The organism is Amycolatopsis sp. NPDC026612 (assembly GCF_040638285.1).
Lineage (GTDB): Bacteria > Actinomycetota > Actinomycetes > Mycobacteriales > Pseudonocardiaceae > Amycolatopsis.
On the sequence record NZ_JBEZYB010000057.1, the window covers coordinates 39,703 to 52,884 of the forward strand.

The 13,182-nt window shown below is 70.1% G+C and carries 10 protein-coding genes and 1 pseudogene; 2 read left to right on the plus strand and 9 right to left on the minus strand.

The window, feature by feature from the left end:
- Window positions 1-28: 28 nt before the first annotated feature.
- The 4 genes from AB0F15_RS33740 to AB0F15_RS33755 all read right to left on the minus strand — a co-directional run bounded on the left by AB0F15_RS33740 (window position 29) and on the right by AB0F15_RS33755 (window position 4,422).
- Entirely contained in the window at window positions 29-898 is an 870-nt protein-coding gene (locus tag AB0F15_RS33740) for a carbohydrate ABC transporter permease (RefSeq protein ID WP_360279372.1), read from the minus strand.
- Window positions 895-1,869, minus strand: a complete 975-nt coding sequence (locus AB0F15_RS33745) for a sugar ABC transporter permease (RefSeq protein WP_360279375.1) — start codon at window positions 1,867-1,869, stop codon at window positions 895-897. The genes AB0F15_RS33740 and AB0F15_RS33745 overlap by 4 nt, the downstream gene beginning before the upstream one ends.
- The gene (locus tag AB0F15_RS33750; RefSeq protein WP_360279378.1) at window positions 1,847-3,223 is read right to left on the minus strand and encodes an extracellular solute-binding protein; all 1,377 of its coding nucleotides are present in this window, start codon (window positions 3,221-3,223) and stop codon (window positions 1,847-1,849) included. Before AB0F15_RS33750 ends, AB0F15_RS33745 begins: the two co-directional genes overlap by 23 nt.
- A gap of 194 nt (window positions 3,224-3,417) precedes the next feature.
- Window positions 3,418-4,422 (minus strand): LacI family DNA-binding transcriptional regulator, encoded by a 1,005-nt coding sequence (locus AB0F15_RS33755; protein ID WP_360279381.1) that lies wholly within the window; start codon window positions 4,420-4,422, stop codon window positions 3,418-3,420.
- 109 nt (window positions 4,423-4,531) lie between these two features.
- Between AB0F15_RS33755 and AB0F15_RS33760 the strand changes: the two genes are divergently transcribed.
- Window positions 4,532-5,683, plus strand: a complete 1,152-nt coding sequence (locus tag AB0F15_RS33760; RefSeq protein WP_360279383.1) for a hypothetical protein — start codon at window positions 4,532-4,534, stop codon at window positions 5,681-5,683.
- Here AB0F15_RS33760 and AB0F15_RS33765 read toward each other — a convergent pair.
- The 5 genes and pseudogenes from AB0F15_RS33765 to AB0F15_RS33785 all read right to left on the minus strand — a co-directional run.
- A pseudogene (locus AB0F15_RS33765) lies at window positions 5,623-5,976 on the minus strand (ATP-binding protein); the annotation flags it as partial. The gene AB0F15_RS33760 and the pseudogene AB0F15_RS33765 overlap by 61 nt on opposite strands.
- Window positions 5,907-6,836: a HAMP domain-containing protein gene (locus AB0F15_RS33770; RefSeq protein ID WP_360279386.1), complete on the minus strand. Its 930-nt coding sequence runs from the start codon at window positions 6,834-6,836 to the stop codon at window positions 5,907-5,909. The pseudogene AB0F15_RS33765 and the gene AB0F15_RS33770, both read right to left, overlap by 70 nt.
- A complete protein-coding gene (locus tag AB0F15_RS33775; RefSeq protein WP_360279388.1) occupies window positions 6,833-7,507 on the minus strand; it encodes a response regulator transcription factor in 675 nt (224 codons plus the stop codon). Before AB0F15_RS33775 ends, AB0F15_RS33770 begins: the two co-directional genes overlap by 4 nt.
- Before the next feature lie 98 nt (window positions 7,508-7,605).
- Window positions 7,606-9,792: a discoidin domain-containing protein gene (locus AB0F15_RS33780; protein ID WP_360279391.1), complete on the minus strand. Its 2,187-nt coding sequence runs from the start codon at window positions 9,790-9,792 to the stop codon at window positions 7,606-7,608.
- 23 nt (window positions 9,793-9,815) lie between these two features.
- Window positions 9,816-12,065 carry a discoidin domain-containing protein gene (locus tag AB0F15_RS33785; protein ID WP_360279393.1) on the minus strand — a complete coding sequence of 750 codons (2,250 nt, stop codon included), beginning with the start codon at window positions 12,063-12,065 and terminating at the stop codon, window positions 9,816-9,818.
- A 198-nt stretch (window positions 12,066-12,263) separates the two neighbouring features.
- On the opposite strand from AB0F15_RS33785, the gene AB0F15_RS33790 reads away from it, so the two are divergent.
- The gene (locus AB0F15_RS33790; protein ID WP_360279396.1) at window positions 12,264-13,046 is read left to right on the plus strand and encodes a methyltransferase domain-containing protein; all 783 of its coding nucleotides are present in this window, start codon (window positions 12,264-12,266) and stop codon (window positions 13,044-13,046) included.
- Window positions 13,047-13,182: the final 136 nt, after the last annotated feature.

A 13,182-nucleotide genomic window follows, 5' to 3' on the forward strand; every position in this document is an offset into this window, starting at 1 on the left:
AGTGCCCTCCTGAGTCGTTGTCGAAAGATCAGCCCTTGATGCTGCCGGCGGTGAGCCCGGCGAGGATCTGCCGCTGGAACGCCAGGAACAGCGCCACCACCGGCAGGCTGGCCAGCACCATCCCGGCGACGAGCACGTTGAGCGGCATGTCGATCGCCACCCGTTGCAGCATCACCGAAAGCGTCTGCTTTTCGGTGTCCGGGAACACCAGCAGCGGCCAGATGAAGTCCTTCCACGCGGTGACCACCGCGAGGATCGACACCACGGCCAGGATGGGCCGCGAAATCGGCAGGACGATCCGCCAGAGCGTGCGCACCGGCCCGGCGCCGTCGATGCGCGCCGCCTCGATCAGCTCGTCGGGGATCTGGTCGAAGAACCGCTTGAGCAGGTAGATGTTGAACGCGTTCGCCGCCGCGGGCAGCCAGATCGCGGCCGGCGAGTTGATCAGGTTGAGGTGCAGCAGCGGCAGGTCCGTCACCGTCACGTACGTCGGGACCAGCAGCGCCGTGGCGGGCAGCATCAGCGTGGCCAGCATCAAGCCCAGCACGACGTTGCCGAACTTCGGCCGCAGCTTCGACAGCGCGAACGCGGCCGGGACGTCGATGGCCAGCTGCGCCAGCCACGCGCCGCCCGCGACGACGAGCGTGTTGAGGAAGTACTTGCCCAGGCTGAGCTGGTCCCAGGCGTCGGCGAAGGTCTCCGGGTGCCACTCGTGCGGGACGAGCGTCGCCGGCGTCTGCGCCAGTTCCTGCGGCGACTTCAGTGCCCCGGTGACCACCCAGTAGAGCGGGAACATGAACGCCAGCAAGAACACCGCGAGGGTGCAGGCAAAGACGATGCCGTAGACGAGCTTGCCGCGCGGGCTGCGCAGCGCGCCGGGCGAGACGAGGGTTCTCATGACTGGTCCACCTTCCGCGTCAGCCGGACGTACCACGCCGAGAACACGCCGAGCGCCAAGAACAGCAGCAGGCTCATCGCGCTCGCCGCGCCGAAGTCGTTGTAGACGAAGGCGTAGCGGTACAGCAGCAGGAGCACGGTCACCGTCGAGTCGTCCGGGCCGCCGCCGGTCATCACATACGGCTCGGTGAACACCTGCATCGTCGCGACGATCTGCAGGAGCAGGAGGACCAGCAGCACGAACCGGGTCTGCGGGAACGTGACGTGCCGCAGGCGTTTCCACAACCCGGCGCCGTCCAGCTCGGCGGCTTCGTACAGTTCGCCGGGGATCGTGCCGAGCGCGGCGAGGTAGATGAGCGTGGTGCTGCCCATGTTCGCCCACGTCGAGACGAACACCAGCGACAGCATCGCGGTGGTGGAGGAGTCGAGCCATTGGCCACCGGGCAGGCCGGCCGCGCCGAGCGCGGAGTTGAACAGGCCGGGGCCCGGGTCGTAGAACCACTTCCACATCAGCGCCGTGACCACCGGCGGCAGCATCACCGGCAGGTAGACGGCCAGCCGGAAGAACGCCTTCGCGTGGCGGATTTCGTTGAGCAGCACCGCGGTGAGGAACGGGACGGCGAACCCGAAGACCAGCGCGAGCCCGGTGAACAGCAGGGTGTTGCGCCACGCGACGCCGAACAGCGGGTCTTCGAACAGCTTCGCGAAGTTGCCGAACCCGACCCACGTCGGCGCGTTGACGAAGTCGACCTGCTGGAAGCTCAGCAGGACACCGCGCACGATCGGGTACCAGGAGAACAGGGCGAACACCACGAGCGCGGCGCAGAGCAGGCCGTACGCGGTGAGGTTTTCCCTCAGCTTGCGCTTGAGCCGGGTCCGGCGGCGTTCTTCTCGCGTCGCGACCGGCCGCCTGGCCCGCGACGACGACGTCGCGGGCCACGCGAGGAGGCTACTTGACCTGGGCGAGGACACTGTTGACCTTCGACGACGCGGACGACAGCTGCTGGTCGAGGTTCCCGTTCTGATCCGTCAGCACCGCCTGCATCACGCTGTCGAGCGCGGCGTAGATCTGCTGGGCGTTCGGCGGCTCGATGCGGCCCCTGATCCGGCTCGTCGTGTCCACATAGGACTTGTAGTTCTGCGCGGGGACGTTGGCGTACTTGGCCTTCAGCGTCAGCTGCTGCTCGCGGACCGCGCCGGTCCAGACGTCCGGGGTCGGCTCGGCGGGCAGGCCGACCGGCTGCTTGCCCTCGGCGTACTGCTGGATGTGCTTCTCGAAGCGGTCCGGGTTGAGGTACTTCCACTGGAGCCACTCGAGGCCTGCCTTGACCTTCTCCGGCGAAGCCTTCGGATTGATCATGTAGCCTTCGCCGCCGAGCAGGGTGCCCTGGCCGCCGGGCATGCCCGCGATGCCGTAGTCCTCGTACTTGCCGTTGAACTGCTTGACCAGCACCGGGATGTTGTCCGGGGCGGCCATGTACATGCCGAGCTGCCCGGCGCCCATCATCCGCTGGACGTCCTGGGCTTCGAGGAGCTGCTTGGCGCCCATGGAGTTGTCGGTCCAGCGCATGTCGTGCAGGTACTGCAGGGCCTGCTTGCCCTTCTCGTCGGCGAAGCCGGCGACCCACTTGTCGCCGTCCTTGCGGGCGATGTCCCCGCCCATCGAGTAGAGCCAGCCGGTCAGGTGCCAGCCGCCCTGGTTGTTCTTGCTGTAGTCGGCGTACCCGACGACGCCGTTGCCCAGCGCGGAGATCTTCTTCGCCGCGTCGCGGACCTCGTCCCAGGTCTGCGGCGGCTTGTCCGGGTCGAGCCCGGCCTTCTGGAACAGCGGGCGGCTGTAGAGCAGGCCCATCGTGTAGTTCATCGTCGGCAGGCCGTAGAGCTTGCCGTTGGCGTCGCGGAAGTTGTCGAGCAGTTCCGGCTTGAGGTCGCCGACGTGCGGCACGTTCTTCACGGCTTCGGTGATGTCGGCGGCCTGGTGCCGCGCGATGATCTGCGCCGGGTCGGTGAAGTAGACGTAGTAGACGTCTTCGAGCTGGCCGCCGGCGAGCTTGGCGGAGAACGTCTTCGGGTCCATGAACCCCTCGTGGGGCTCGATCCGGATGTTCGGGTGCGCCGCCTCGAACTCCTTGACGTCGGCGTCGAACACGCCGCGCTCGAACGGCTGGCTGGTGGGTGGCTGGCCGGTGACGGTGATCGTCACCTTGCCCCCGGGGGTGGCGGCGGTGTCACCGTCGCCGCAGGCGGCCACCCCCAGGGTGAGGGCACCGGCGGCCAGCAGGCAGAACGTCCGGCGGGGCAGGGATCGGGACGAGGGACTGCTCATCTCAAGCCTCTTCTCGGGGTCGCGACGGCTGTCACGTGATTGCGGTCACTCTAAAGTGTGAGACGAGATCACCGCAATAACCCGACGAGACTCTGCAACTTACGAACAGTGCACTCCCGGCCGTCTGGTCCGGAACTTGCGCACGAAAAAGCGCGACGGCCGGGGGCCGTCGCGCTGGGCGGGGGTGACGCGGGTCAGGTGCGGCGGGCGGTGGAGCCGCGGACCACCAGTTCCGGGGCGAAGAGCAGTTCCTCGGCCGCCACCTCGCCGCCGTTGATGCGCTTGACCAGCAGTTCGACCACCGCCCGGCCCATCGCCTCGATCGGCTGGCGGGTCGTGGTCAGCGGCGGGTCGGTGCAGTTCATCAGGGCGGAGTCGTCGTAGCCGACCACCGAGATGTCGTCCGGCACCGACAGGCCCTGCCGGCGGGCCGCGCGGATCGCGCCGAGGGCCAGCAGGTCGCTCGCGCAGAGCACCGCCGTCGCGCCGCGCGGGTACAGGCGGGCGGCCGCAGCGTGGCCGCCTTCGATCGAGAACATCCCGTGCTCGATGAGCTCGTCCAGGACAGGCAGCCCCAGCTTCGCCGCGTACGCCTCGAACGCTTCGAGCTTGCGGCGCGACGGCACGTGGTCGGACGGACCCAGCACCAGGCCGATCTTCTCGTGCCCGAGCGAACTGAGGTGCCCGACGACCTGCTCGACGGCCACCGCGTCGTCGCAGGAAACCTGCGGCAGCCCGAGGTGGTCGACCGCGGCGTTGATGAGCACCGTCGGCAGCCGCCGCTCCACGAGGTGGTGGTAGTGCGAGTGGACCGCGTCCGCCTGCGCGTACAGCCCGCCGGCGAACACCACGCCGGAAACCTGCTGCTGGAGGAGCAGTTCGACGTACTCCGCCTCGGACACCCCGCCCGCGGTCCGGGTGCAGAGCACCGGCGTGAACCCCTGTTGGGCGAGGGCGTTGCCCATGATCTCGGCCAGCGCCGGGAAGATGGGGTTCTGCAGTTCGGGCAGGACCAGCCCGACCAGCCGGGCGCGCTCGCCGCGCAGCTGGGTCGGCCGTTCGTAGCCCATCACGTCCAGCGCGGTGAGCACGGCCGCGCGGGTGCTCGCGGACACCCCGGACCGGCCGTTGAGCACCCGGCTGACCGTGGCTTCGCTGACCCCGACCTGGCGGGCGACTTCGGCAAGGCGACGCGTCATGGCTGAAACTTTACAGCAACCGACCGCAAAAGTACGACGTGTGGAACCGGCGCCGAGCTGTCGATCAACAGTCGCGGAGCACGCACATTCCGTTCCTAGCTTGGCCGACGTGACCACCACTCTCGACCGTGCCACGACCACCCGCGGCCTCAACACGCTCTTCGCGCTCGCCCTGCTCCTCGCCGCCTACCGCGGGTTCCGGCTGCCGGGCGACTGGGCCGTGACGCTCGAAGCTGTCTCGCTGACCGGCGGTTTCCACCGCCGGTTCCTCGTCGGCACCCTGCTCCACCCGCTCGCCCTCGCGACCGGTTACGCGTACTGGGTGTTCGCGGCCGCCGCGCTCGCCGTCCTCGCTGCGGTGCTCGGGGTGGTGACCGTCGCGTTCGTCCGCGCCCGGCACCCGGGCCGGAAGCTCCTGGTCGTCGGCTGGCTGCTGCTGCCCTCCGGCGGCTTCCTCTTCCACGAAGCCGGCTACTTCGACCAGGTTTTGTCCCTGCTCCTGTTCGCCGCGCTGTGGCAGCTGCCGCGCCGGCCGGCGGTGGCCTCCGGGCTGTTGACGGCCGCGGTGCTCACCCACGAGATCGCGGCGCTCACCGTCCTTCCCGTCTTCGCGGTCGTACTGCTGCGGCGCTCCTCGATGCGGACCACGGCGATGCTGCTCATGACGCCGGTCGTGGCGGAGCTCGCGGTGCTCGCGCTCCCGGCGTCGAGCGCGGGCGCGGTCGCGCGGCTCCAGACTGCGATGGCCACCGCGGATTTCACCCCGCGAGCCGACGCGCTGGCCTTGTTCGAGCGCACCCAAAGCCAGAGCTGGCAGCTGTATTCGATCACCGGGGTCCTGCTGTGCGTGGCCCCGATCTTCGCTGTGGTCGTGCTCGGCGCCCTGCTGCAACGCCTCGACGCGCTCGCCGTCGCGGCGGTTGCGGCGCCGGCGTTGCTCGCCTTCGCCGGCTGGGACTGGGCGCGCTGGGGGTTCCTGCTGGTCGTCAACTTCGCCGTGGTGCTGTGGCTGAGCCCGGCACGGGGCCTTCGCCCGCTCCCGCTGCTCGCCGCCGCGGTGCTGCTCGCCTCCCTGCCGCTGCCGTACTTCGACGCGCAGCACCCGCGCGAGCTGACCGTCGGTCAGGCGTTCTCGGCACCCCGGGGCAGCCGCACGGTGAACACGGCACCGCCGTCGTTGTGCGCGACCAGCGATCCCCCGTGCGCCAGCACGTTCTCCCGGGCGATCGCCAGCCCGAGCCCGCTGCCCTCGGTCGCCTGACGCGCGTGGTCGCCGCGGGTGAACCGGTCGAACAGGATCGGCAGCAGGTCTTCCGGGACACCCGGACCGGCGTCGGCGACCCGCACGACGACGTCGTCACCGGTGCCGTCGAGGGTGACCGTGACCGGCGCGGCCCCGTGCCGGACCGCGTTGCTCAGCAGGTTCGCCACCACGGTGTGCACCCGCCGCGGGTCGGCCACGACGGTGACGTCCCCGCTCGCCGTCACGACGGCCTGGACCCCGGTGACTTCGGCGGCGTCGGCGACCAGGCCGGCGAGGTCGACGGGCGCCACCCGCAGATCGGCCTTGCCGGCGTCGAAGCTGGCGATCTCGAGCAGGTCTTCGACGAGCTTCGCCAGCCGGTGGCGATCATCGAGGCCAGCGGGGTCCGCAGGTCGTGGGCGACGTCGGCGACGAACCGCCGCTGCTGCCGGTCTTTCGCGTGCAGCTCGTCGATGGATTCGCCGAGCCGCGCGGCCATCGTGTTGAACGACGCGGCGAGCGCGGCCACCTCGTCGCGGCCCTTGACCGGGACGCGGGTGCCGAGTGCGCCCGCGCCGAGTTCGTCGGCGGCCGCGGACAACGCCTTGATCGGACGGCGGATCCGGCGGCCGATCAGGAGCGCGACCCCGACGCCGAGCACACTCACCCCGAGGGCGATGAGCGCCAGATTCCGGCGCAGCGCAAAGAGATCGGTTTCCAGCACGCCGAGGTCGAAGAACTGGACGAGGAAGTAGTTGGTGGTGGCGAAGTCGCGGCTCACGACCAGCACCGGACGGCCGGTCGCCGGATCCGTGGTCCGCGCGGTGTTCAGCGAGATCGCACCGGAGCGGGGCGAGCACAGTGACGCGCGGGCGATCGTGGTGAACGGCTTGCCGGGTGGTTTGCTCACGAGCAGCCAGCCGACGGGGCGCTCCTTGAGCATGCGCAAGATCGCTCCGGCTCGCTCTTCGGGCCGGACCCGGTAGACTTCCCTTTGCAGGTCGATGGCGTCGGTGACCATCCGGGACTCGGCGGAGATGGTGAACGCCTGCACCACGTCGCCGGACTGCACCTGATAGGCGAAATAGGCCATGACCGCCGTCGCCGTCGTGGTCATGCCGACGATCGCCGCCACGATCCGCGTTCGCAGGCTGACGGCCGGGAGCCTCACTTCGTCACCAGGCGGTAGCCGAGGCCGCGGACCGTCCGCAGCAGCACCGGGTTCGCCGGGTCGCCCTCGACCTTCGCCCGCAGCCGCGCGACCGCCGCGTCGACGATCCGCGAGTCGCCGACGTAGCCGTAGTCCCAGACGCGCTTGAGCAGCACTTGGCGGCTGAGCACCTGGTTCGGGTGCTCAGCGAACTCGACGAGCAGCCGGATCTCCGTGGCGGTCAGCGCGAGTTCCTCGCCGGCGCGGGTGACGCTCATCGCGGCGGCGTCGATCGCCAGCTCGCCCACCCGCAGCAGCCCGGCTTCCGGCACGGCCGGCTGCGCGCGGCGGCCGATCGCCTTGATCCGTGCGTCGAGCACGCGCGGTTCCGCCGGCTTGACGACGTAGTCGTCGGCGCCGCATTCGAGCCCGGCGACGACGTCGATCGGGTCGCCGCGTGCGGTCAGCAGCACGATCGGCAGCCGGCTGCGGGCGCGGATCCGGCGGCAGACCTCGAAGCCGTCGATGCCGGGCAGCATGACGTCGAGGAGGACGAATTCGGCGTCGTCCAGTGCGGTCAGCGCGTCCTCGCCGGTGGGGGCGTGGACGACGTCGTGGCCCAGCGCGCGCAGCGCCAGGGAAAGCGCTTCGGCCAGGGCCTCGTCGTCCTCGACGAGCAGCAGACGCGGCACTGGTCCTCCCGGGATGATCTCCCGGCGAGACTAATGCAGGCCACGGCGGCCCGGCCGGTCCGTGCGGAACGGTCGAGCCGCCGTGCCGTTTCGTCACACTAGGCGGCCGCCACCTCGAACTCGGACGCCTGGCCGGCGGGCCAGCCGGTGTTGCCGGTGAACGTCAGCCGCACGAAGCGCTGGGACGTCGTCGCGAACGACACCGATGCCGTGTTGCCGGACGCCGGGTCGAACGTGTAGCCGCGCGAACCCACCAGTGTCGTGTACGAACCGCCGTCGGTGCTGCCGGAGATCGTCACCGTCTGGGTGCGCGCGCCCCAGGCCGACGACGGCGGCAGCTTCAGCGTCACCTTGTTGATCGACGCCGCCGCGCCCAGGTCCACCGTCAGCGTCTGCGGGAACGCGTTGTTCGTGCTTTCCCAGTACGAGTTCGCGTCCCCGTCGTTGGCGTTCGACGGCGGGAACCCGCCCTGCGAACCCGACGCGCTGATCGCCTTGCCGCGGGCGAGGTTGGTGCCGGGCTGCGGCGGCTGCGGCGGGCCCGAGTTCGGTGCGGGCCAGGTCGAGCAGTCGCTCCAGGTCCCGGTCCAGCCGGTGTTGCCGGACCCGCCGAACGTCATCTTCGGGATCGACGCCGGGTAGGGGCAGTTGTACGTCCCGGTCACGCCGACGCCGGACGCCGTCAGGTTGCTGATCGACACCGAGCCCTGCGTCTGCGACTGCGCCACGAACGTGCCCACGCCCTGCACGGAGACGCCGTCGATGGTGATGCCCTGGATCGGCTTGCCCGCGCCGTTGCCGTCGATGAACTGGATCGCCTCGTACGGGCTCTGGATCGCGGTGAACCCGGTGACGCGGATCGTCACGCCGGTGATCGCCTGGTCACGCGCGTCGAACCACAGCGCGCCGACGCCGAACTGCCAGTTCGGGTCCAGCGCCCCGGCCCGCAAGGCCGTGTTGCCCGACACCGCGATCGTGCCGCCGAGCGGCACCGAGTTGAACCGGTTCGCCACCAGGTAACCGCCGCCGAGGGCGTTGGTGTCCTGGACGAGGTTGCCGCTCACGGTGTTGTTCGATCCGCCGTACAGGGCGATGCCGTTGGCCAGGTTCGGCTGCACGACGGTGTTGTTCGCGATGGTGTTGCCCGAGTCGGCCTGGCCGTTGGACCACAGCGCGAGCCCGTCGTCGCCGTTGTTGCGCAGGTAGTTGTTGCGCAGCGTCGAATTCGTGACGGCGCCGTCGAAGTTCACGCCGTCGGCCTGGGTGTCGAGGATGCGGTTGTTCTCGATGGTGAGGTTCGACGAGGCGCCGTTCATCAGCCACAGCCCGCACTTCGTGTCCTGGATCCAGAGCCCGGACACGACCGAGCCGGTGCCGAGGACGCCGTGGAACGCGTTGTCCGGGCTGCCGTCGTTGCGCTCGGTCACGTCACCGAACACCGCGAAGTCGTACAGCTTGATGTTCCCGGACGCGCTGCCGTTGTTGAAGATGTTGTTGCCGTGCAGCACGGTGTACCACTGACCCGCGCCGCGGACCGTGGTCTGGTCGATCTGCAGGGCCGAGCCGATCTCGAACCGCCCTTGCGGGACCCACAATTCCCGGCCTTGCGCACGGGCCGCGGCCAGGCCGTTCCGGAACGCCTGCGAGTCGTCCGAAGTGTCGTTCGCGGTGGCGCCGTAGTCGGTGACCGACAGGGCGTTCGCCGGTTTCGCGCCCGCGCCGCCGACCTGCTCGAAGTCGGCGAGGTCGATGGTCGCCTGGCCGACGTCACCCGGGTCGGCCTCCACCCGCACCTTCGCCCCGGCGGCCAGGTTCTGGCCCAGCAGCAGCCGGGCGTCGTCGAAGAAGTGGTGCGTCTTCGCGCCCGGGATCCAGCTGGTGTCCACATAGGAATAGCGCGAAGTCACGGGCAGCGCCGGCTTGGTCCCGTTGACGGACACCGTGAGCCGGCCGGACGAGCCGTCGGGCAGGTTGTAGTGGACGTTGATCGCGTTGGCCGCGGCGGGCAACGTGAACTCGACGTACTGGCCGGTGGTGATCTTCACGGCCTGCCGCCCGGACGCTTCCGAAGCGATGGTGGCCTGGGTGTAGTCGGGGCCGACGGCCGAACCGTTGGTCGCCGAGCACTCGGCCTCGACGGTGCGGAACGGCACGCTCGCGCCGCCGGACGCCGTTGCGGGGCAGGTGGCCGCGGCCGCCGGAGTGGCACCGGTCAGCACGGTGAAGCCGGCCGCGGCGAGCGCTGCGGCCAGCAAAGCCGCGTGGCGCCGGGGAGTGGGGGACATCGTCGTCACCTTTCTCACGGGGTTCAGGACGAATAGGCTTCGAGTTCGGACAGCTGCCCCGCGGGCCAGCCGGTGTTGCCGGTGAAGGTCAGCCGCAGGGTGCGCGCCGAGGTCGCCGGGAAGGTCACGGTCGCGGTGTTGCCGGACGCGGGGTCGAAGGTGTAGGTCGCCGCGGCCTTGACGCCGTTGACCGAGAGCGTCTGGGTGCGCGCGCCCCACGACGGCGGCAGCTTCAGCACCAGCCGGGAGACGCTGACCGTGCTGCCGAAGTCGACGGTCAGCGACTGCGGGAACGCGTTGTTCGTGCTCTCCCAGTAGGAGTTCGCGTTGCCGTCGACCGCGTTGCCCGGCGGGAAACCGCCCTGGGAGCCGGACGCACTCACGCTCTTGTGCAGCGCCAGGTTCCCACCCGGCTGGGTCGGCGTGGTGGTCGGCGGAGTCGTCGTGCCGCCGTTGTCGGACCCGTACACCGGCGTCGGCCACGAGCCGCAGTACGTCGTGCTCCAGCCCGAGTTCCCGCCCTGGTCGGCGAGCCCGGTCAGCGCGTCCGGGCCCAGGCAGTTGTAGACACCGGCCCGGCCGATCCCGGTCGCGACGACGTTCTTCACCGAGCCCGACGGCTTCGACTGCAGCTGCCAGGCGAACGTGCCGGCGCCGGTGATCCGGACGCCGTCGAAGTGGACGTCCGTGGTGGCGCCGTCGATGAACTGGATCGCCTCGTAGTTGTTGTCCAGCAGGTCGTTGTCCGTGACGTCGATCCGGCCGGTGATGGCCGAGTCGCGGCCGTCGAACCACAGCGCGCCGACGCCGAACTGCCAGTTCGAGTCGAGCACGCCGGTGCGGATCGCGGTGTTGCGCGTGACGGTCGTGGTGCCCGAGAGCGGCACCGCGGTGAAGCGGTTGGCGATGTGCAGGCCGCCGCCCTGGTCCTGGTTGTCGGCGACGACGTTGTCCGAAACGGTGTTGTCGTGCCCGCCGTAGACCGCGATGTTGTTGGCGAGGATCGGCAGCAGCACGGTGTTGAAGGAGAACGTGTTGTGGTGGTCGGCGTCGTGCTCGGACCACATGGCCAGGCCGTCGTCGCCGGTGTTGCGCAGGAAGTTGTTCGTCACCAGTGCATTGCTGATGCCCTGGTGCAGGTTCAGCCCGTCGGCGGTCTGGTCGAGGATCCGGTTGCCGGACACGGTGAGCCCGTCGAACGGCCCGTCGAGCCACAGCCCGACCTTCGTGTGCTGCAGCCACAGATTCCGCACCACCGAGCCGCCGCCCAGCGCGCCGCCGATGGCGTTCGACTGGTCGCAGTCGACACGGGCGTCGACCTGGCCGATGATGGCGAAGTCGGAGAGCTTCACCGCGCTGCTGGTACCGGGGACCGCGGGGTTGCCGGGGTACGTCGACGTCCCGCAGCTCGCCGGTTCGCCCTTGCCGAAGATCCCGGCGCGCGGGCCGGTCAGCACCGAGTACCACGGCCCGGCGCCGCGGATCGTCACCTGGTCGACGGTGACGTGGTGGCCGAGGGTGAACGTCCCGGACGGGATCCAGACCTCCTTGCCCTGGCCGCGGGCCGCCGCGACCGCCGCGTCGAACGCCGAAGCGTCGTCGCTCGTGTCACCCGCGGTGGCGCCGTAATCGGTGACGGACACCGAGTTCGCGGGGCGGGCGGCGGCCGCGCCGACCTGCTCGAAGTCGGCGAGGTCGATGGTGACGGGGGTGAGGTCACCGGCGTCGACCTGCAGCCGGATCTTCGTCCCGGCCGGGTAGGACGTGCCGAGCAGCGCGCGGGTCTCGTCGTAGAAGTGGTGTGCGTGCCCGTCACCCGGGTTGTTGGTGAACGGGTACGAGCCGTAGTACCAGGCCCACTTCGACGTCAGCGGGATGTCCCGGTTGTGGGCACCGCCGGTGTAGAGCGAGATCGTCCCGTTCGCGGAGTCCGGGACGCTGTACCGGAAGTCGATCGAGTTCGCCGGCGCGGTGAGCGTGAACTCGACGTACTGGCCCTGGCCGGACAGGGTCACCGCCTTCCGGCCGGACGCTTCGCCGGCGAGGGTGCCCGCGGCGCGGTTCGGGCCGATGACCGAACCGTTCGTCGCCGCGGTTTCCGCTTCCTGTTCGAGAAAGGGCACGGACGCGCCGCGGCTCGCCGCGAGCGCCGGGCTGCCCGCGGGAACGGCGGCGATCGTGAGACCGGCCGCGGCGATCACCGCGGCGGCGAGGGCGCCGAATCGCGCCTTGAGGGCACTCTCGGGCGCGCTGAAGACAGAGCTGGGAGTCATGGGCGGCACTGGCCTTTCCGCAGCTGGTGGGGACCTCTGTGACCGGGATCATACGAATCCTGGACAAGAAACCGCAATAGTTGGACGAACTTACGCAAGTTTGCGACAGGAACTGACGACTGCGCTGGATGTCGGACGTTCGCTTGCATCCCGCGGAGCAACACCGGCACCGGCGGCCCGCGCTGATAGTTTTCGGGCATGAGCCAGCGACGTGCGGACGGCAGTGCCGGGGACGCGGACTACGGCGCGATCGGCGGGGTCTACACCGACTACCGCAAGCCGGATCCCCGCATCGGCCGGTACATCGCCGATGCGCTGGGGGACGCGCGGACCGTGCTGAACATCGGTGCGGGCGCCGGCGCGTACGAACCCGAAGACCGCGAAGTGACGGCGGTCGAGCCGTCGGCGTCGATGCGCGCGCAGCGGCCGGCGGGGCTGCCACCGGCGGTCGACGCCGTCGCCGAGAAGCTGCCGTTCCCGGACCGGGCGTTCGAGGGCGCGATGAGCACGTTCAGCGTGCACCAGTGGAACGACCTGTGGGCCGGCCTCAAGGAAGTGCGGCGCGTCACGCGCGGTCCGGTCGCGATCCTCACCTGCGACCCGGCGCTGCTGCGCCGCTTCTGGCTGCTCGACTACGCGCCGGAAGTGATCGAGACCGAGGCCGGGCGCTACCCGTCGATCGACGACATCGCCGACGGCCTCGGCGGCCACACCGAGGTCATCGGCGTGCCGATCCCCATCGACTGCACCGACGGCTTCAACGAGGCCTACTACGCGCGCCCCGAACGTCTCCTGGACCCGGGCGCGCGGCTGTCGTGCTCGGCGTGGAGCTTCGTCGACGACCGCGTGCACCACCGCTTCGCCGCGGAACTGCGGCACGACCTCGACGACGGCACGTGGGAACGCCGTTACGGCAAGCTGCGCGAGCAGCCGGCGTTCGAGGGCTCGCTGGTCCTCGTCGTCTCGGACCCCACGGCGTGACCCCCTCCTAAGTGGTCACCGTCGGAAGTCCTCCGGGGGTATCGACGGCCCAGCTTCCCGCTGGACGCACGGCCGCAAGGTCCGAGTACAACCCGGTACGAGGACCTCGCGGTCGCACGCCCAGCGGAAACCTGGA

What these genes read in the sequence shown, in the direction of transcription:
- AB0F15_RS33740 (WP_360279372.1), bottom strand. Translation starts at nt 898, where the DNA reads ATGAGAACCCTCGTCTCGCCCGGCGCGCTGCGCAGCCCGCGCGGCAAG.
- AB0F15_RS33750 (WP_360279378.1), bottom strand. Translation starts at nt 3,223, where the DNA reads ATGAGCAGTCCCTCGTCCCGATCCCTGCCCCGCCGGACGTTCTGCCTG.
- AB0F15_RS33755 (WP_360279381.1), bottom strand. Translation starts at nt 4,422, where the DNA reads ATGACGCGTCGCCTTGCCGAAGTCGCCCGCCAGGTCGGGGTCAGCGAA.
- AB0F15_RS33780 (WP_360279391.1), bottom strand. Translation starts at nt 9,792, where the DNA reads ATGTCCCCCACTCCCCGGCGCCACGCGGCTTTGCTGGCCGCAGCGCTC.
- AB0F15_RS33785 (WP_360279393.1), bottom strand. Translation starts at nt 12,065, where the DNA reads ATGACTCCCAGCTCTGTCTTCAGCGCGCCCGAGAGTGCCCTCAAGGCG.
- AB0F15_RS33790 (WP_360279396.1), top strand. Translation starts at nt 12,264, where the DNA reads ATGAGCCAGCGACGTGCGGACGGCAGTGCCGGGGACGCGGACTACGGC.